Origin of the sequence: Flavobacterium sp. (assembly GCF_039932285.1) — a bacterium.
Classification (GTDB): Bacteria; Bacteroidota; Bacteroidia; order Flavobacteriales; family Flavobacteriaceae; genus Flavobacterium.
Genome location: NZ_JBDTQE010000014.1, coordinates 26,653 through 45,615, shown reverse-complemented (window position 1 = coordinate 45,615; position 18,963 = coordinate 26,653). Strand labels below are relative to the sequence as shown.

20 protein-coding genes and 1 tRNA gene are annotated in these 18,963 nt (G+C 30.8%); 10 read left to right on the top strand and 11 right to left on the bottom strand.

What is annotated here, in order from left to right; all coding sequences use genetic code 11:
- Positions 1–81: 81 nt before the first annotated feature.
- From ABI549_RS04770 to tsaB, 3 genes are all read left to right on the top strand, one after another.
- A complete protein-coding gene (locus ABI549_RS04770; RefSeq protein WP_348075311.1) occupies positions 82–285 on the top strand; it encodes a hypothetical protein in 204 nt (67 codons plus the stop codon).
- Positions 285–890, top strand: a complete 606-nt coding sequence (locus tag ABI549_RS04765; RefSeq protein WP_348075310.1) for an FAD-dependent oxidoreductase — start codon at positions 285–287, stop codon at positions 888–890. The genes ABI549_RS04770 and ABI549_RS04765 overlap by 1 nt, the downstream gene beginning before the upstream one ends.
- Positions 891–962: 72 nt before the next feature.
- Positions 963–1,631, top strand: a complete 669-nt coding sequence (gene tsaB, locus ABI549_RS04760; protein WP_348075309.1) for a tRNA (adenosine(37)-N6)-threonylcarbamoyltransferase complex dimerization subunit type 1 TsaB — start codon at positions 963–965, stop codon at positions 1,629–1,631.
- 2 nt (positions 1,632–1,633) lie between these two features.
- On the opposite strand, the gene ABI549_RS04755 is transcribed toward tsaB, so the two are convergent.
- From ABI549_RS04755 to ABI549_RS04740, 4 genes are all read right to left on the bottom strand, one after another.
- Positions 1,634–1,987, bottom strand: coding sequence for a hypothetical protein (locus ABI549_RS04755; protein ID WP_348075308.1), 354 nt, complete (start codon positions 1,985–1,987; stop codon positions 1,634–1,636).
- 49 nt (positions 1,988–2,036) lie between these two features.
- Positions 2,037–4,055 carry a thioredoxin domain-containing protein gene (locus tag ABI549_RS04750; RefSeq protein ID WP_348075307.1) on the bottom strand — a complete coding sequence of 673 codons (2,019 nt, stop codon included), beginning with the start codon at positions 4,053–4,055 and terminating at the stop codon, positions 2,037–2,039.
- Between the two features lie 145 nt (positions 4,056–4,200).
- Positions 4,201–4,401: a dodecin family protein gene (locus ABI549_RS04745; protein WP_348075306.1), complete on the bottom strand. Its 201-nt coding sequence runs from the start codon at positions 4,399–4,401 to the stop codon at positions 4,201–4,203.
- Positions 4,402–4,467: 66 nt separating this feature from the next.
- A complete protein-coding gene (locus ABI549_RS04740) occupies positions 4,468–5,364 on the bottom strand; it encodes a NifU family protein (protein WP_348075305.1) in 897 nt (298 codons plus the stop codon).
- Between the two features lie 240 nt (positions 5,365–5,604).
- Here ABI549_RS04740 and ABI549_RS04735 point away from each other — a divergent pair, with 240 nt between their 5' ends.
- Together ABI549_RS04735 and ABI549_RS04730 are read left to right on the top strand one after the other, a co-directional pair.
- A complete protein-coding gene (locus tag ABI549_RS04735) occupies positions 5,605–6,603 on the top strand; it encodes a type IX secretion system membrane protein PorP/SprF (RefSeq protein WP_348075304.1) in 999 nt (332 codons plus the stop codon).
- Positions 6,604–6,651: 48 nt separating this feature from the next.
- A complete protein-coding gene (locus ABI549_RS04730) occupies positions 6,652–7,167 on the top strand; it encodes a gamma carbonic anhydrase family protein (protein WP_348075303.1) in 516 nt (171 codons plus the stop codon).
- Positions 7,168–7,172: 5 nt separating this feature from the next.
- Here the strand turns inward: ABI549_RS04730 and murI are convergent, their stop codons facing one another.
- Positions 7,173–7,952, bottom strand: a complete 780-nt coding sequence (gene murI / locus ABI549_RS04725) for a glutamate racemase (RefSeq protein WP_348075302.1) — start codon at positions 7,950–7,952, stop codon at positions 7,173–7,175.
- Positions 7,953–8,008: 56 nt separating this feature from the next.
- The gene (locus ABI549_RS04720) at positions 8,009–10,054 is read right to left on the bottom strand and encodes a M13 family metallopeptidase (RefSeq protein ID WP_348075301.1); all 2,046 of its coding nucleotides are present in this window, start codon (positions 10,052–10,054) and stop codon (positions 8,009–8,011) included.
- Between the two features lie 136 nt (positions 10,055–10,190).
- Here ABI549_RS04720 and ABI549_RS04715 point away from each other — a divergent pair, with 136 nt between their 5' ends.
- The 5 genes from ABI549_RS04715 (at position 10,191) to ABI549_RS04695 (ending at position 13,947) form a co-directional block, all read left to right on the top strand.
- Positions 10,191–11,744 (top strand): PglZ domain-containing protein, encoded by a 1,554-nt coding sequence (locus ABI549_RS04715; protein ID WP_348075300.1) that lies wholly within the window; start codon positions 10,191–10,193, stop codon positions 11,742–11,744.
- A 1-nt stretch (position 11,745) separates the two neighbouring features.
- Positions 11,746–12,159 (top strand): tRNA (adenosine(37)-N6)-threonylcarbamoyltransferase complex ATPase subunit type 1 TsaE, encoded by a 414-nt coding sequence (tsaE, locus tag ABI549_RS04710; protein WP_348075299.1) that lies wholly within the window; start codon positions 11,746–11,748, stop codon positions 12,157–12,159.
- 37 nt (positions 12,160–12,196) lie between these two features.
- Positions 12,197–13,390, top strand: coding sequence for an alanine dehydrogenase (locus tag ABI549_RS04705; protein ID WP_348075298.1), 1,194 nt, complete (start codon positions 12,197–12,199; stop codon positions 13,388–13,390).
- 48 nt (positions 13,391–13,438) lie between these two features.
- Positions 13,439–13,813 carry a DUF4258 domain-containing protein gene (locus tag ABI549_RS04700; protein ID WP_348075297.1) on the top strand — a complete coding sequence of 125 codons (375 nt, stop codon included), beginning with the start codon at positions 13,439–13,441 and terminating at the stop codon, positions 13,811–13,813.
- A gap of 59 nt (positions 13,814–13,872) precedes the next feature.
- Positions 13,873–13,947: transfer RNA gene (locus ABI549_RS04695), tRNA-Val, on the top strand.
- A gap of 212 nt (positions 13,948–14,159) precedes the next feature.
- Here the strand turns inward: ABI549_RS04695 and ABI549_RS04690 are convergent.
- The 5 genes from ABI549_RS04690 to ABI549_RS04670 form a co-directional block, all read right to left on the bottom strand.
- Positions 14,160–15,041, bottom strand: coding sequence for a hypothetical protein (locus ABI549_RS04690; protein ID WP_348075296.1), 882 nt, complete (start codon positions 15,039–15,041; stop codon positions 14,160–14,162).
- A 31-nt stretch (positions 15,042–15,072) separates the two neighbouring features.
- The gene (locus ABI549_RS04685) at positions 15,073–15,951 is read right to left on the bottom strand and encodes a hypothetical protein (protein WP_348075295.1); all 879 of its coding nucleotides are present in this window, start codon (positions 15,949–15,951) and stop codon (positions 15,073–15,075) included.
- Entirely contained in the window at positions 15,948–16,799 is an 852-nt protein-coding gene (locus tag ABI549_RS04680; RefSeq protein ID WP_348075294.1) for a hypothetical protein, read from the bottom strand. Before ABI549_RS04680 ends, ABI549_RS04685 begins: the two co-directional genes overlap by 4 nt.
- Positions 16,800–18,053 carry a radical SAM protein gene (locus ABI549_RS04675; RefSeq protein ID WP_348075293.1) on the bottom strand — a complete coding sequence of 418 codons (1,254 nt, stop codon included), beginning with the start codon at positions 18,051–18,053 and terminating at the stop codon, positions 16,800–16,802.
- A gap of 143 nt (positions 18,054–18,196) precedes the next feature.
- Entirely contained in the window at positions 18,197–18,415 is a 219-nt protein-coding gene (locus ABI549_RS04670) for a hypothetical protein (protein WP_348075292.1), read from the bottom strand.
- Between the last annotated feature and the right edge of the window lie 548 nt (positions 18,416–18,963).

Genomic DNA, 18,963 nt, shown 5'->3' with positions numbered 1-18,963 from the left:
GTTAAATTATTCGCAGCTAATGTTAAAGGTTTATTTGTTTAACCTAAATTTTTAGTAATTTTGACTTAAAAATAATTTCAGATGAAAACATTTTCTTATATCATAATCGTTGTTGCTGTAATTTTTATTGGGATTAATGTCTCGATGTTAGATTTTAAAAACCTATTTGAAGGTGAAAGCTTGATTGCATTAATTGGGATTTTAGCTGTTTTATGTGCTGTGGTTATTTTGTTGATTTTTAAATTGTCTAAATCGATAGAAGAAAAGCTTAAAAAACAATCATAATGTTCGACGTTCTTATCATTGGGGGAGGTGTTTCAGGAGTTTCCTGTGCTTTAGTTTTAGGATCTGCTCAAAAAAAAATTTTTGCTCAAAATAAAAATATAGCAATCATCACGCATCAAAAAACTTCCTCACTTCAAGATGCTATTTTCTATAACTCATATGGTATAAATTCTGGGAAATTAGGATCAGAAATTCTATCAGAAAGCATAGTACAATTACAAGAAAACTATCCACATATTACTCAGATAGAAAAGGAAAAAGTAATTTCAGTTTCTGGTGAATTTGGTAATTTTATAGTTACTACAAATAAAAACAGTTATAAAGCCAGGATTATTGTAATTGGAATTGGTTCTTCAAACTTATTTTCAATAAGCGGATTAGAAAAATATTTAGAACCACACAAAAAGTCATTGGTAGAAAAAAATAGAATTCAACTAAAAAATAATGACCAAAAAGTTGTTGAAGGGATTTATGTTGTAGGAACACTTGCTGGACATCGAAGCCAACTTTCTATTGCAGCAGGAAGTGGAGCTGCAGTTGCTACAGATATTCTTACTTTATGGAATAATGGTGCCGAAACACATATTCACGATAGTATAAGATAATATTCATTAAATATATAACGGATTATTTTATACTTACTTTTAGATTAACTTTGTGTTTTATAATTTTTTAAAATGAATTACATATTAAATATAGAAACTGCTACAAAAAATTGTTCTGTCGCTTTATCGCAAAACGGAGATGTTATTGCTTGCAAAGAAATTGCGGAAGCAGGTTATTCTCACGCAGAAAAATTACATGTTTTTATTGAGGAAATTCTAAAAGAAAACAAACTTACTTTCAAAGATTTATCAGCCATTGCAATTAGCCAAGGGCCAGGCTCTTATACAGGTTTGCGCATAGGGGTTTCGGCGGCAAAAGGGTTGTGTTATTCGTTAGATATTCCTCTAATTGCGATTGATACTTTAGAAGTTTTGTCTAGAAAACTTACCATGGAAAGCGGAATCATTATTCCCATGATTGATGCCCGAAGAATGGAGTGTTATACAGCTATTTTTAATAATAAACACGAAAAAATTAGAGAAGTAAAAGCCGAAATTATCGATGAAAATTCTTTTCGAGAAATAACTGAAACAATACATTTTGTTGGTGATGGTGCTTCTAAATGTAAAAATATCTTAACCGATGTAAAATTTGTTTACCATAACGAAATAGTGTTCCCGTCGGCAAATGAAATGAGCAAAATCGCTTATGATAAATACAAAAAAAACGACACCGTTGATGTCGCTTATTTTGAACCTTTTTATCTAAAAGATTTTATGATGACTGTATCGTCAAAATAAAATTAGTCTGCCATTTCGTCTGCAGCTTTTTCAGTAGTATCTGTAGCAAAATTACTAACTTTTTCTTCAACAGTTCCAACAGCTCCATGAGCCATTTCTTCTGCTTTATCCATTAGATCTCCTGCTTTTTCTTTTACAGTTTCCACAACATTATCTATAGTTGCTGCTGCTTGCGGAACATATTCTTTAATTTTATCTCCTGCTTGCTCAGCAAAATCTTCTACTTTGTCCATAAGTGGCGCAGCACTTTCTTTTGCTTTTGCAATCGCATCATCAGCAAAATCTCCTGCTTGGTCAATTATTTCATCTATTTTTTTTGAGCCAAATATTTTCTTAAAAAAACTTCCTACTCCCATTTTGTTTAAATTTTAGTTATTCATGTAAAAATACATAATTTTGTTTAAATTATATTTCTAAATTGTTAAATATTTCCTGAATTGTAGATTTTGGTATCAAACAAGTTCTATTTTGACAAACATAAAATAAGTTTTCATTTTCGATAAATCGATTTTCTAAAAATGGTAATTCCGATTTTTTTGTACTTCCAGCAATAATAATGTGTGGCAAATATTTGGCATTTATTTCATAACTGTTTAACAATGCATTATCACCACAAATTGCCAATTCTTTATTGTCTTCAGATAAATTCATCCATAAATTTAACCAGTTCGAATAAGCCGATGCATAATCGATATTCGGAATCATATGATGCAACATTTGTAATGCTATTTTCTCATAATAATTGTTGCTAAATAAAATACTCAAAACGTATAAATTATTAGCCATAACTGAGTTTGAGGCTGGCATAACATTGTCTTCGGTTTCGAAATGTTGCGCAATAAGTTGTGCCGAATTCCTAGAATTGAAAGCAAAAAACTGTTGTTTTTCATCATAAAAATTATCAAAACAATAATCCGTTAGTCGTTTGGCTTGATGCAAATATTTTTCTTCTAAAGTCGCTTGGTATAAACTGATAAAGGCATCAATTGTAAAGACATAATCTTCCAAGAAACCTTCAATAGTACTTTTGTTGTATTTGTAAGAACGATACAAAAATCCTTCTGGCGACCATTGTTTGTCTATGATAAATTGGGCGTTCTTTTTGGCAATAGCCAAATATTTTTCATTTCCTAACGCATTATGCGCCTCTACATATCCTTTTAGCATAATCGCGTTCCAGGAAGTGAGCGATTTGTCATCGAGTCTTGGTTTTTCTCGTTTTTCTCTTTCAATAAAAAGTAATTGCTCCCATTTTTTCTTCTTGTTTTGCAATTCGTTTTCGGTCAAGCCAAATTGTGAAGCAATACTTTCTAAAGATTGACTTTGTATTAAAACATAATTATCATGTTCCCAAAAACCAAAATCATTTATGTTAAACAGATTGCTAAAAATTTCAAAGTCATTTTGCAATATTTCTTGTAATTGATCTTTTGTCCAAACGTAAAAAGCGCCTTCTTCGAGTTTGTTATTTTGGTTTAAACTATCGGCATCAAGCGCGGAATAAAAGCCATTATCTGAATTTAGAAATTCTCTTTCAACGAAAGTTAATGTTTTCTCGATTACTTCTTTATACAAAGGATTTTTGGTTCTTTTGTATGCTTGTGCGTATAAAGAAATGAGTTGTCCGTTGTCATATAACATCTTTTCGAAATGTGGAACGTGCCAACGAATATCGACCGAATAACGTGAAAATCCGCCATCTATAGTATCAAAAAGCCCGCCATGAGCCATTTTAGTCAGTGTTAAATCGACAAAATTAAGTAAATCTAGAGATTGTGTTTGAAAACCATAACGTTGCAAGAACAAATAATTGTTGGGCATCATAAATTTAGGAGCACGAGCGTAACCGCCATATTCCCAATCGAAACTTTTAGACCATTTTTCGACTAATGGTTTGATATTATTAGTATGATTTTGTTCCTGAGAAGTATTGTGTTCTACAATACCTAAAGCCTGAATGCCTTGGTGCAATTTCTCAGCGTATTCGATGATTTTTTCGGGATTGGAAATGTACATTTCATGAAGTTGTTGGAGCGTATTTGTCCATTCTTCTTTTCGGAAATAGGTGCCACCCCAAACTGGTCGTCCGTCGGGAAGGCAAACGACATTAAGTGGCCAACCGCCACGATTGGTCATCATTTGAACAGCTTTCATATATATTGCATCAACATCTGGGCGTTCTTCACGATCTACTTTTATAGAAATAAAGTTTGGATTCATTACCGATGCGACTTCTTCGTTTTCGAAACTTTCGTGTTCCATCACGTGACACCAGTGGCAAGCGGAATATCCGATGCTTATAATGATGAGTTTGTTTTCTTTTTGAGCTGTTGCCAATGTCCTTTCTGACCAAGCTTGCCAATGTATTGGATTGTCGGCGTGTTGTAGTAAATAGGGACTGGTTTCTAAATTTAGCTGATTCATACTGGTTGGTTTAGCCCTGATAGTAGTGAAAATCCTTTTGTCTCGTTTTTTGGAACGAGACAAAAGATTGTAACGAATAGCAGGAAATAGCTTCAAAAAAAAGCGTTTCAAATATTGAAACGCTAATTTATGATTTAATGAGGATTTATTCTAGTTCGAATGTGATTTTTAGATTGACTCTAAATTCCGACACTTTCCCGTCTTTGACCGATGCGCTTTGCTCTTGAACATATACTGAACGAATGTGCTTTACCGATTTTGATGCTTTTTCGACTGCTTTTTTTGTTGCATCTTCCCATGAAGTTTCAGAACTTGATAACACTTCTATTACTTTTAATACTGCCATGATTATAGTTTTAGTTGTTAATACATTAAAATTACAACATTAATATTAATATTAAAAATAAAACTATTACGCGTTTAAAGCTTCAACTTTTAATTCTGGCTCGTTTAGCATGTCTTTTAGCATACTTTCAATTCCATTTTTTAGAGTAAATGTTGATGACGGACAACCGCTACAAGCTCCTTGTAAAATTACTTTTACTTGTTTTGTTTCGTCGGAATAAGAATCAAAAAGAATATTTCCGCCATCGGCGGCAACGGCTGGTCTTATGTATTCTTCGATTATATTAATGATTTTTTGTGAAGTAACATCGAGATTATCAAAATTTGTAATTTGTTGTTTTTCTTCGTGTTTGGTTGCTACGATTTTAGTTTCGTCGACAACAATATTTCCGTTTTCGATAAATTCTTTTATAAAACTACGAATTTCGGTTGTGATTTCTTGCCATTCTGCTACTGCATATTTAGTTACCGAGATGTAATTCTCGTCTATAAATATTTCTTTTACAAAAGGGAAATTAAACAATTCTTTGGCTAAAGGCGAAGCGTAAGTTTCGTCGATGTTTTTGCATTCGACGATAGTTTTTGTTAGTCTTTTGCTTGCTACAAATTTCATTACGGCTGGATTTGGCGTGCTTTCGGCATAAACTGTAACGGGCGATTTTTTTGGTGTTTCAGTTTGTTTTACGATTTCTCCTCCATTGCTAACAAAAGCTTCCATTTGTGCAGCGACTTCATGTTTTACATCTTCCCATTCTACAATATTGTATTTTTCGATAGCAATAAAATTTCCTGAAATATATACTGTTTTTACAAATGGTAAATAAAATAATTGTTGTGCAAGTGGAGATGCACTAGCTTCATCAATGTTTTTATATTCAAAACTTTGATTGGGTGTTATGAAATAAGAAAATTCAAATTTTTGAATATTCGGATTGTTAGTGTCTTTTATGGTGATAAGTTTCATTGTTCTCAATTTTTATGCAAAATTAAGAAACCAAATTGGTTTAAAGTAAATAACTATTTTAATTATAGATTAATTTAACTTTTTCAAAATTGTTAATTTGTATCTTAAGAATATAAAAATATCATATAACTTGAAAAACTTTCACAAAAAATTATATCTTTGAGCGTTTTGAAAAACATGTAGTATTATCCATTGTTTTTTTTAAATAATTTGAGTCATTTGTACTAAAAAAATATTAAAATGAATTTTAAGAAAATAATTTTAGCTATAGCTTTTATTTCAACCCAATTTGCTTTTTCGCAAGAAGGAATAGCTGTTTATTCAGACTATTTATCGGATAATTATTATTTGATTCACCCATCGATGGCAGGAGCTTCTAGTTGTAATAAGGTTAGACTTACAGAACGTAAGCAATGGTTTGGAAATAGTGATGCGCCATCATTATTTACATTAAGTTACAATGGTTCTCTTGGGGAAAGTGGAAAATCTGGTATTGGAGCCATACTTTTTAATGATAAAAATGGTTATCATTCGCAAAAAGGAGCAAAAATAACTTATGCACATCACATTATGTTTTCTAGAAGTACTGCAGATTTGAATCAATTGTCTTTTGGTTTAAGTGCTGGATTGGTACAAAATCAGTTGGATGAAACAAGTTTTGATTTGACAGATTTTGATCCTATTATTGGTGGTATTCTTCAAAAATCAACTTATCTTAATGTTGATTTTGGAGCTTCATATAATTTTTTAGATTTTTATGCACATGCGACTGTAAAAAATGCGCTTTTTCAAAGTAGAGGAATTTATACAGATTTTGAGTCAGATAATTTAAGAAAGTATCTTTTAAGTGTTGGTTATACTTTTGGAAACTCAAGAAAATTACTTTGGGAACCTTCTGTTTTGTTTCAACTTACTGATAGAACCAAGGAAAAAGCTTTAGATGTAAATTTAAAAGTTTATAAAGCGGTAGATTTTGGTAAGATTTGGGCTGCTTTATCGTATAGAAGAAGTTTTGATGGTGCGCAATATGTGAATGGTACAGAATTAAAAAATCAATATTTACAATATGTTACGCCAATTGTTGGGGTAAATTATAAACAATTCATGTTTGCTTATACTTATTCTCAGGTTACTGGTAAAGTTAAGTTTGACACTGGAGGTTATCACCAAATTACTTTAGGGTATGATTTTGGATGTAAAAAAGAGAGATATGACTGTAACTGTCCAGCAGTTAATTAATTATAAAACTTGTCCCGATTATTTCGGGACTATTTTTTTTGTATAAATATGTTAATTAAAGAAGTAAACGGGAAATTCCCGCAAATTCCAGAAGATTGTTTTGTTGCAGAAAATGCTACCATTGTTGGCGATGTTATTTTTGGTTCGTCTTGTAGTGTTTGGTTTAATGCTGTGATTCGTGGGGATGTAAATTTTATTTCTATTGGTAATAAAGTAAACATTCAAGACGGTGCAGTCATACATTGTACTTATCAGAAACATCCAACTATTATTGGTAATAATGTTTCAATAGGTCATAATGCAATTATGCATGGTTGCACGATTCATGATAATGTATTAATAGGCATGGGAGCAATTGTGATGGATAATTGCGTTATAGAAAGCAATTCGATTATCGGAGCAGGTTCAGTAGTGACACAAAATACAGTAGTCGAATCTGGAACTATTTATGCGGGAATTCCTGCTAAGAAAGTAAAAGATATTGATCAAAGTAATTTTGCTGGTGAGATTGAACGTATCTCTAATAATTATGTGATGTATTCGAGTTGGTTTAAAGAAGAGTGATTTTTTTAAAATTTTTTTTCAAAAACATTTTTTTCAAATCCTAATATTTTTTTTAAAACTTGATCATCACTATTTGTGTAAAATACTTGTGAGCTAATTTCTGAAGAAGTATTTAGTAGATTTGTGTTTTCTAAAATTGATTTTGTTTGTCTTGCTACGGCTTCTCCAGAATCAATTATTTTAATGTTTTCAGGAAGTATTTTTTTTATTGCAGGAATTAAATAAGGATAATGACTACATCCTAAAACTAAATAATCAATATTAGCTTTTATCATAGGTTCCAGATAGGATGTAAGTAGTTTTTTCATTTCTAGTGATTCAATCTCACCATTTTCTATCAGTTCTACAAGCCCATGACCCACTTGTTCGATTATTTTTATATTGGTAAAACTTTCTACTTGTTGGTTAAACAGGACACTGTTTAGTGTGCCTTTTGTAGCAAGTATTCCTATAGTTTGTGTTTCAGTTTTGTTAGCTGCTGTTTTTATTGCGGGTTCAATACCTATTATTGGGAGTTTATATTTATCTCTAATTTCTTTAATTGCATTTGTTGTAGCGGTATTACAAGCCACAACAATCATTTTGCAGTTTTGAGCTAATAAAAAATCGATATTCTTAAAACAGAGTTGAATGATTTCTTGTTTGGTTCTTTTTCCGTAAGGAGCATTCTTACTATCAGCGAGATAAACGGTATTTTCATTGGGCAGTAATTGATGAATTTCTTTCCAGATAGATGTTCCGCCTATTCCTGAATCAAATAATCCTATTGGGTTGTTGTTACTCATAAAACAAATATAAAAAAAAGCTGGCTTATTTTCTTGTATAAGCCAGCTTTTTTAATTTACCAAATTACTACTCTTTCATTTTCTGGTAATCTCATTTTGCTTCCTTCTTTAATATTAAAAGTTTTATAAAACTCTGGAATATTACTTAAAGGACCGTTAATTCTAAATTTTGCAGGCGAATGTACATCGGTCATCATTTGTTGTGCTAACGACTCTTTTTTGATGTTTACCATCCACGCATAACCATAAGCTAAGAAATAACGTTGGTCTGGAGATAATTTTGCGATTTTTTGATTGGTTTTGTATTGAGGTGTTTTCTTAAATGCTTCATAACCCATAACAACACCTCCTAAATCAGCAATATTTTCACCTTGAGTAGCATCGCCATTTACAAATTTAGTTGGTAAAGCTTCGTATTTATTAAACTGTGTTACAATCAGTTTTGTTTTGGCTTGAAATTTTTTCAAATCTTCAGCTGTCCACCAGTTATTTAGATTTCCATTTTCGTCATACTGACTTCCTTGATCATCGAAACCATGAGTAATTTCATGTCCAAAAGTTGAACCACCAATAATTCCGTACAAAACAGCATCATCAGGCATACGTCCTTCAAAACCAGGAACCAAAATATTACAAGCGGGTACACAAATTTCGTTATTACTTGGGTTATAATATGCATTATAAGTTTGAGGAAACATTCCCCATTCGGTTCTATCTACTGGAGTTCCGTATTTAGAAACCATATAATTATAGCTCCATTTATTGACTTCTATTACATTAGCACAATAAGAGTTTTTAGTAATAGTTACAGAACTCATATCTTTCCATTTATCTGGAAAACCTACTTTCATTACAATTTTTGCCAGCTTACTTAATGCTTTTTTCTTAGTTGGTTCGCTCATCCAATCTAATTTTTTAATATGTTCTGCATATACATCGCGAATATTATTTCCTATTTCAAGTAGCTTTTCTTTGGTACCTTTTGGTAAATATTCATCAACGTAAACTTGTCCTATTAATTCTCCCAGCGAACCATCAGTTTGTTCTACAACACGTTTCCAACGAGGCTTTTGTTTTGCAACTCCACTTAAAACAGTCGAGTAAAATTTAAAATTTTGTTTTTCGATATCACTTCCTAAATAAGTTGCAAAAGTGTTTTCTAAATCCCATTTTAAGTAAGTTTTCCAATCTGCAATCGAATAATTTTTTATCATCACATTTAATGCTTTGTAAAATTCTGGTTGCCCAACAATTACTGAATCTGCTTTGGTAATTCCCATTAGTGGTAATGTTTTGTCCCAAGTCATGTTTGTTGTAATTTTATTCAAATCGGCAACAGTCATTTTATTATAATTTTTAATTGGATCACGAAGCGCTTCCAATTTTCTAGAAGCTTTTGCTAAATCGGTTTCTAATTTCATAATAACTGAAGCATTTTGAGATGAAACTTCCTCACTATTGCCTAAAAATTTAGACATAACTTGAAGGTGCTTCACGTATTCGTTACGAATAGTTACTGTTTCTTTATCGGTATTAAAATAGTAATCTCTATTACCTAATCCTAAACCGCCTTGAGAGAAAAATACAGCATATTTTGTACTTATTTTATCATCTTGACCAACATAGGTAGAAAATGCAGGACTTGCACCAATTGTGTGTAAATGTGCTATTGCTGTCAATAAAGAAGGAACATCTTTAATTGCATCAATCTTAGCTAATTCGCCTTTTAGTGGCGATAAACCAGCTTTATCAATAGCAATGGTATCCATTCCTGAAGCGTAAAAATCTCCTATTTTTTGTTTGTTACTTCCTTTATCTGCATTGGCAGCAGCCGATTTTTCACAAATTTGTTTTACCTGATTGTTTATTGTATCCTGAATAGTTCTAAAGATTCCGTTGCTGCGCTCTGAATCTGGAATCGGGTTTTGTTTAAACCAACCACCGTTTGCATACATAAAAAAATCGTCCGAAGGATTTACTAAAGTATCACGATTTGTAGTCAATGCATCGGCAGCATTGGGATCGAAGTCTTTCTCTTTTTTGCAACTTACGGTTAGCATAATTACTCCCGAAAAAAGTAAAGCAATTGTATTAAATTTCATAGTTAAATTATTTGATAATCTTCCAAAGATATAAGTTTATGATAAAGTATTAAAAACTTCCGATTTATTTTACAATAAATTTAAGAATCCTATGTTTAATAAGTATTAAATTGCACCATCAAACATCAAAATAGCTATGAGCAGCATCAAAATACTTTGGGTAGACGACGAAATCGACTTACTAAAACCACATATATTATTTCTAGAAAAGAAAAATTATACCGTAACCACTTGTAATAATGGTCGTGATGCGGTTGATATGTTTCAAGAAGAAAATTTTGATATTGTTTTCCTTGATGAAAATATGCCTGGAATGTCAGGTTTAGAAACACTGGCAGAAATGAAAGAAAAAAAATCTTCAATACCTGTAATTATGATTACAAAAAGTGAAGAAGAATATATAATGGAAGAAGCGATTGGTTCTAAAATTGCCGATTATCTCATAAAACCAGTTAATCCAAATCAGATTTTATTGAGTTTAAAGAAAAATTTAGATCATTCTCGATTAATTTCAGAAAAAACAACTTTAGATTATCAGAAAGAGTTTCGTAAAATTTCGATGGAAATGGCGATGGTCAATTCCTATGAAGAATGGGTAGAATTTTACAAAAAACTAATTTTCTGGGAATTGGAACTTGAGAATATTGATGATCAAAATATGTTTCAAATTCTGGAATCTCAAAAAACAGAAGCCAATCATTTATTCGGTAAATTTATCGAAAATAATTATGAAGATTGGTTTGAACCAAAAGCAGATAAACCAGTACAATCTCACGATTTGTTCAAAAAATTAGTTATTCCGGAACTTAAAAAACCCGAAAATGTACTTTTTGTCGTGATTGATAATTTGCGTTATGACCAATGGAAATCCTTCGAAAGTGTGGTGAACAATCATTACAAACTAGAAAGTGAAGTGCCTTATTTTGCTATTTTACCAACAGCAACACAATATGCCAGAAATGCTATTTTTTCAGGTTTATTGCCATCGGAAATGGAAAAACAATTTCCGCAATATTGGAAAAATGATGTAGAAGATGGTGGAAAAAATTTATATGAAGCAGAATTTCTTACTGCACAACTAAAACGGAATGGTTTAAATATTGATCAAGAATATTTTAAAATCACCAATCTAAATAACGGAAAAAAGCTAGCGGAAAATTTCAAATCACTAAAAGATAAAAAGCTAGTTACTGTTGTGTACAACTTTATCGATATGTTGTCACATGCAAAAACCGATATGGATGTCGTAAAAGAATTGGCTTCCGATGACAAAGCTTATCGTTCCTTAACGTTAAGCTGGTTTAAAAATTCTCCTTTATTAGAAATTATACAACAAGCCCAAAAATTAGGATTCAAACTCATTATTACAACCGATCACGGAACAATAAATTGCAAAAATCCGTCGAAAGTTATTGGTGATAAAAACACGAGTTTGAACTTGCGTTACAAAACCGGACGTAGTTTAACCTACGAAAACAAAGAGGTTTATGCTGTAAAAGATCCTAAAAAAATTGGTTTGCCCTCTATAAATATGACTAGTGTTTATATTTTTGCAAAAAACGATTTCTTCTTGGCTTATGTAAATAATTACAATCATTATGTGAGTTATTACAGGAATACTTACCAACATGGAGGGATTTCTCTCGAAGAAGTTATTGTGCCATTTTTAGTATTTAGCCCCAAAAAATAAAATGAGAATAGAATTTAATCTTGACGAAATTGAAGATGTTGCACAAAAAGTAATGGAAGCCAATCCAGAAAAAGTAATCCTTTTTAATGGAGAAATGGGTGCTGGAAAAACAACATTTATCAAAGTTTTATGCAAAGAATTAGGTGTTAAAAACCCAACAAGTAGTCCCACTTTTTCTTTGGTTAATGAATATCAAATAGCTGGTAACGAATTGGTTTATCATTTTGATGTGTACCGATTAAAAAACCAAAACGAAGCACTCGACATGGGAATAGAGGATTATTTGTATTCAGGCAATTGGTGTTTTATCGAATGGTCAGAAAAAATCCCAGATTTAATTCCAGAAAAATATTCGGTTGTAACAATTTCTGTTTTAAATAATGGTAAAAGATTATTAGAACTTAAAAAAATGTAATAAATTTTCGTAATTTGTACCCAATAAGTTTAAAATCATGGCCATTACACCTTTTAGCAAGCAAGATTTACTTCCGCAAGAAGAAAAACTAGAAATAGCTAAGCACAAGAGCGAACTTTTTATAGGTATTCCTAAAGAAACCTCTTATCAAGAACGACGTATTTGCTTAACGCCCGATGCTGTAAATGCAATGACTTGCCATGGTCACAGAGTTTTGATAGAGTCTGGAGCAGGAGAGAATTCTAGTTATTCAGACAAAGATTATAGTGATGCAGGAGCAGAAATAACCAATGATACGCAAAAAGTTTTTGGTTGTCCGATGATTCTAAAAGTTGAACCAGCAACTTTATCTGAAATAGAAATGATGAATGCTAAAGCTATTATTATTTCGGCAATTCAGCTAAAAACCAGAAAGAAAGAATATTTTGAAGCTTTACAGAAGAAAAAAATAACCGCCTTAGCTTTTGAATACATTAAAGACGAAGATGGTTCTTTCCCAGCTGTCAAATCATTAAGTGAAATTGCAGGAACAGCTTCGGTGCTTGTTGCAGCAGAATTACTTACTGCTAGCAAGTTTGGAAATGGACTGCTTTTTGGAAATATAACTGGAGTTCCTCCAACAGAAGTTGTTATTCTTGGAGCAGGAACAGTGGCCGAATTTGCAGCAAGAACAGCAATAGGATTAGGTGCAAGTGTGAAAGTTTTTGATAATTCAATTACAAAATTACGGCGTTTACAAAATAACTTGAATCAGAGAATCTTTACTTCAACTATTCAAAATAAGACATTGCTAAAATCTTTACGTCGTTGTGACGTTGCTATTGGTGCTATGCGAGGAAAGTATCGTACGCCAATTGTAGTTACAGAAACTATGGTTGAGCACATGAAAAAGGGTGCTGTTATTGTCGATGTAAGTATAGATACTGGTGGCTGTTTTGAAACATCAGAAATTACAACACATGAGAATCCTACATTTATAAAAAGTGGGGTTATTCATTATTGTGTTCCAAACATACCATCAAGATATTCTAAAACGGCCTCACTTTCTATTAGTAATATAATTACTCCTTATTTACTACAAATTGCAGATGATGGAGGAATAGAAAGTGCTATTCGTTGCGATTCAGGATTAAAAAACGGAGTTTATTTTTATCATGGAATTCTAACAAACAAGACAATAGGGGAGTGGTTTGATTTGACCTATCGTGATATAAATTTAATTGTATTCTAGATTCTAAATTTGGTTATTTCTAGCTACTTTTGCTAAAAAATATATAAAATGAAATTTTCTTACAGATTAAGTTATTATCTATTCGGATTCCTTATTGGTTGTGTATTTGTATTTTTTGTTTTGAATAAAAAAAATACACAATGTACTTATTTTCCTAATGACAGAGTTTTAAACAATATAAGAACAAAACCTTTTTATTATTCTAAGATTGCTTCAAAAGAGTTAGCTGAAGATTGGTTAGACACTATCGACGTTAAAAATACTTTACAATATGGTGATGTAGATTTTAGTAGAAGTAATCTTAAGATATCAAGCGGTAAATTATATACAATTATTGGTAAAACTACTAAAAATCAACCTATTGAAGTGATTATAGAAAATTATGAAGATAAAGCGGTTTTAAGGGAAATTAAAAAAAAATAATTTATTTCAAAAAAAGATTGTTTATATAAAATCAAGCGTTATATTTGCACTCCAAATAAGGGCGATTAGCTCAGCTGGTTCAGAGCACCTCGTTTACACCGAGGGGGTCGGGGGTTCGAACCCCTCATCGCCCACAGAAACCGCATATTTGCGGTACATTACAAAGGTTTTAGTCAACGAGAGTTGTAAAATGAAGATTAAAACCTTTTTTATTAGAACCCTTCTCTTTTTGTGTTTATAATGACTACATTTTTCAAATTAGAATCATTTAGAATAATAGCTTTTAATTCTTTCATAAATCGTCTTCAAAAAGTATTCTAGATGTATAATTTTTTTGTTATCTTTATCAGTATTGAAAGGATCCAAAATAGATTATACATATATCTAAATTTTTATTTCCAAGAGTTGATCCGTCATGAAAACAATTATCAGTTGGGGCGATATAGTATTGATATGGTTTGAGTTTGATTTTTAAAACAGGGTAATCAGGAAAGTGTTTAAAGAAGATTTGTGGAATATTAGCAATGTTAATATCGTTTTCATTTATGCTCATTTTCTTTTTTAACATATTATAAGCTTGTATCATAGAAAGATTGACAAAAATAAAATGACGTGACTCACTACTTAAATTTATAGAAATTCTATTTCCGAATTTATGAGCTGTATATATCGACATTAATGTTGTTCCGTCATTATGTAAACCCATATACCTGATATCACTCGGCTTAAAATTTGGCGGTAGTTTAGTAGTATCACAAGCTACCAACTCTATGTTGGGGGGATTGACGCCTATGCAATGAAAACTATATGGTTTTTTATTAGCATAATTGAACAAGAAGGAATCTAATTTAGTACTTAATTTTTTAGTTTTTTGAGCATCATAACTAAGTTTTCGCAATACCTCATCCCTGCTTTTTGAGTCATCCAATGCTAACTGTTTAAAACATATTTTAAGATCATCAGGAATATCTCCTAAATAGACCGTATTATAATCATTACAATTATTGTTAGGCTGTAGTGTTTTTTTTTCAACGGCACTTAACTTTCTCCAGTCTCTTTTTACAATATAGGCATCTTCTTCGTATTGAGGAATATATTGTAATCCATTAAAATCTACAGTATCTGCTGCGATTCTGTCATTATGAAATACCGATCCAGAATTTATGGTTACTATGTCATAACCCTCTAATAATTGGTTATGAATCATTATTCCTCTTTTTAGTTTCATTTTGTTTTAGCGTAATTGGGTTGTTAAACACTTAAAATTGAAAAGCCCCGAAATAAACAATTATCATATCTAGGGCTGTATTTCCTAATGTAGAACCATCATGAAAACAATTGTCAGTTGGAGCTATATAATATTGATACGGTTTTTGTTTTATCTTTATTACAGGATAATCTGGGAAATATTTGAAAAAATATTTAGCAATATTTGTAATATCAATTTCATGTTCCTTTATACTAATTTTTTCTTTCAACATATTTAATACTTGGGTCAAGGTAATATTGATAAAAAAAAAATAACGGTCTTGATTTCCTAAATTTATGGTCAACCTGTTTCCAGATTTATGCAATTTATAAGTAGAAACATATTGTGTGCCATCATTATGAATTCCAAGAAATTTCATGTCCTTTTCCGTATAGCCTTTTGGCAAGATGGTTGTATCACATGCCACAACTTCTAAATTCGGGAAATTTGATCCCAAAAAATGAATTTTAAAAGGTTTATTATTTGATAACGTCATTAAAAAATTTGCCATTGAAGTATTCAATTCTATTGTGGTTTTCTCATTTTCTCTGAATTTAGCAAAGATTTCATCCCGATTGTTACAATCGGAGAGTTTCAAGTTCTGATATAATTTTTTTAAATCATCTGGTATTTCCCCTAAACAAATTGTATTTGAATCATTTCTCTTTTTATTTGATTGAAGGATTTTGATTTCCTCGACACTCAATTTTCTCCAATCCCTTTTAGGCAGATATGCATCTTTCTCAAAATTGGGTTTAAAAACAATTCCATTAAAATTTACGTTTTCGTGTAATTGCTGAGTATGATGGATGACTCCAGAATTTATAAAGATAGATTCAGATCCTTCTGAAAACTGATTATGAAGTATAATTCCTCTTTTTATTTTCATAACTGACTTATATTCTTGTTAAACAGATCAAAAACTCCCGTATATACAATTGTAATATCAATCTCAGTGTTATTTAAGGTAGATGCGTCATGGAAAAAATTATCTGTTGGCGCTACATAGTACTGATACGGTTTTTGCTCAAGTCTTATTGCTGGATAATCTGGATAATATTTAAAAAAATAATAGCCAATATTATTAGAATTAATTTCATTTTTTGTCACATCAACTTTCTCTTTTATCATATTGAAGACCTGTATCAGTGATAAATTAATAAAAATCAATGACCTTGTTTCATTACTCAAATTGATAGAAATACGATTTCCAGATTTGTGAGCGGAATGAATTGTAAATTTTTTGCTCTGATCAATATGCAAACCAATATATACGAATTCTTGATTAAAATAATGACAGGTTATAGTCTCTCTATTAGGCATCGCTCGGGTAATACGATGAAATTTATAAACTTTATTAGATGAAAAATTGTTTAAAAAAAGATCCAATTCATCACTTAATTTTTTTACAATAGTTTCATTATTCTTTATCTTAGGCCGTACTTCATCTGGATGACCGCATTCTTTTAAATTGAGCTCTTCAAAAATATTTTTAAGTTTAGAAGAAATATTTCCTACGCTAATACATTTACTATAGTGTATCCGATTACTATTTGAAATTAATAATTGTTGTTCTTTTATTTTTAAACTTCTCCAATGGTGTTTAGGCACATATGAACCATCTAAAAAATTTAATTCAGATTTCGGATTAGAAGGATTTGTACCTTCATTAATAAACAATTGCTTAGAAATTGAAGGTAAATCACTGTATATATTAAGGCCGTTTTTTAAATTCATTTAGTGGCTTTGTTTAAATGAAATAAGCTTTTCTTTTACTTGTTTATTAATTAGTTCTTCACCTTGATTTTTTAGTTCTCCCATCATCCACTCGTAAGACAATGGCTCTACTTCTAATTTATCCGAAGTATAGTCGGGTAAAGTCTCTAATATGTCGTTTTGAATGTGACTTAAAAGCCTAATAATGTCTTTACAATATATTGTTGGATTATCAAATCCGTTTTTCAAAGCATATCTATTTCCTAAAAAACCACCTCCACAAATATCATATACAGGACAGTTTAAACATTTTTCACATACTTTTTCATGAGAATTATAATAAATATCAAAGATGTCATCTTTAAAAATATCCTGAATTTTATTAGTGTGTACATTAATGTTATTTCTAGTTATTCCTTCAAAAGAAGCTCTCAAAGAATCTACGACTTCAATATTTCCATTTGTTTCAATTACAACAACTCCATTTTGTTTTTTGCCAAAATTTTGATTTCCTGAATAATTTCCTCCTAAAAGCATTTCTATAAGATCTTCAAAAAAGCGAATCACAGGTCTATCTATATCTTTTTTCCAAATTTGGAATAATTCAATTAACCAATCAGCATATGGAGTATAACTATCCTCTCCAAACCTTAGTTTGTCAATTCCAAACGGGAGTTGATCATAGTGACCGTCTGGCAATAATAAATTCAGGCTTTCCACTTCTAATTTTTTTATCTCATCATAAAATTCTTTTGCTGGTAATTCTGGATTTAAGACCATTAAAACAGCAACAAAACCATTTTCTTTTGCTAATTTAAATCCTTTAACTACATCGTCATAAGAGCCTTTGCCATTGTGAAAGACTCTATACTCATCGTGATATTTTTTTGGACCATCAAGGCTTATTCCTAGTCTTATTTCATGTGATTTAAAAACATCAAACCATTCTTGATTTAATAAGACTCCATTGGTTTGTACCGTAAAGCTGAACTCAACATTAGGAACAGTTTCTCTAATTATTGTAACACAATTTTTAAAATACTCAGGATTTAACAATAATGGCTCACCTCCATGAAAAACAATTTGAGCATATTTTATACCCGTCATGTTAGAATGTAGTTTAAATTGATTTGCAAATGCCTCGATAGTCTCTATGGACATAAATTTAGGTTGGTTCAAATACGTTTTATCACCTAGATTATACATGTAGCAATATGAGCAATTTAGATTACAACGACTTGCTATTTTCAGGACAAATGAGGTTATTTTTATCATTATTAGTGGATAATTATTTTATGTATTATTATTCTAATGGTTTTATGATTGGATTAAATCTAGTTTTTTTATGAAACATAGATAGCTAGTCTCGTTTTTATGAAATTATTAATCAAAGAGATTTAGCTATCTATGTTAAAAATTTAAGCGGATGCTTTTAAGAAAGTATCGTGCTTGTCATAAGCTGAAGCAGATATTCCATTTTTTGATAAGCTACTTACCGCAACAACAGGACAATCAGCTACTCTACCTGCAAAAATAGCACTATAAAGGTCTAACTGATTATCTTCAAAAGATTTAAAAGCATCACTAACGATATTTTTTTCTTCTGAATTTTGGGTGATTTTAACATTTTTTTTCATAATATAAATATTTGAAATTAAAAAAACTGCCATCAGTAAGGACATGGCGACCGCCCTTTCATTTTTTTGTGAAATGAAAAAACATTAGAATTTTAAATTCTATTTTTAATATATGTAACTCCAGTTTCCCTATTTACTTTGTCTTTAAGTTTTAGTTTTTCTCATTAATTTAGAGGGTTATTTACTTTAATTCTACAGATCGCTTTATCGTTTTTTAATACACATTTTGTGCGAGTAGTGTAATATTTAAATTCCCAATTCATTCTCTTAATATGATTTAGGTTTGAAGTCTGTTACCAATAGAATTATTACCAATCGTGTTAAGAAAAGTGTTGATCGCAATTAGTGAACATATTAAGCCTTTTTGTTCTGATGTTGTAAAGTTTTTATAAAATAATAATATAGATATGTTTTGTTATTAAGATTATGGATTCACATGCGAATAGCTTCGGATGTATAATTTTGCGGGTAATGTCTATAATCCTAATCATCATTAGTTTTATACATAAGAAATGATGTTTAAAATATATTCAATTTTATATGGTTTG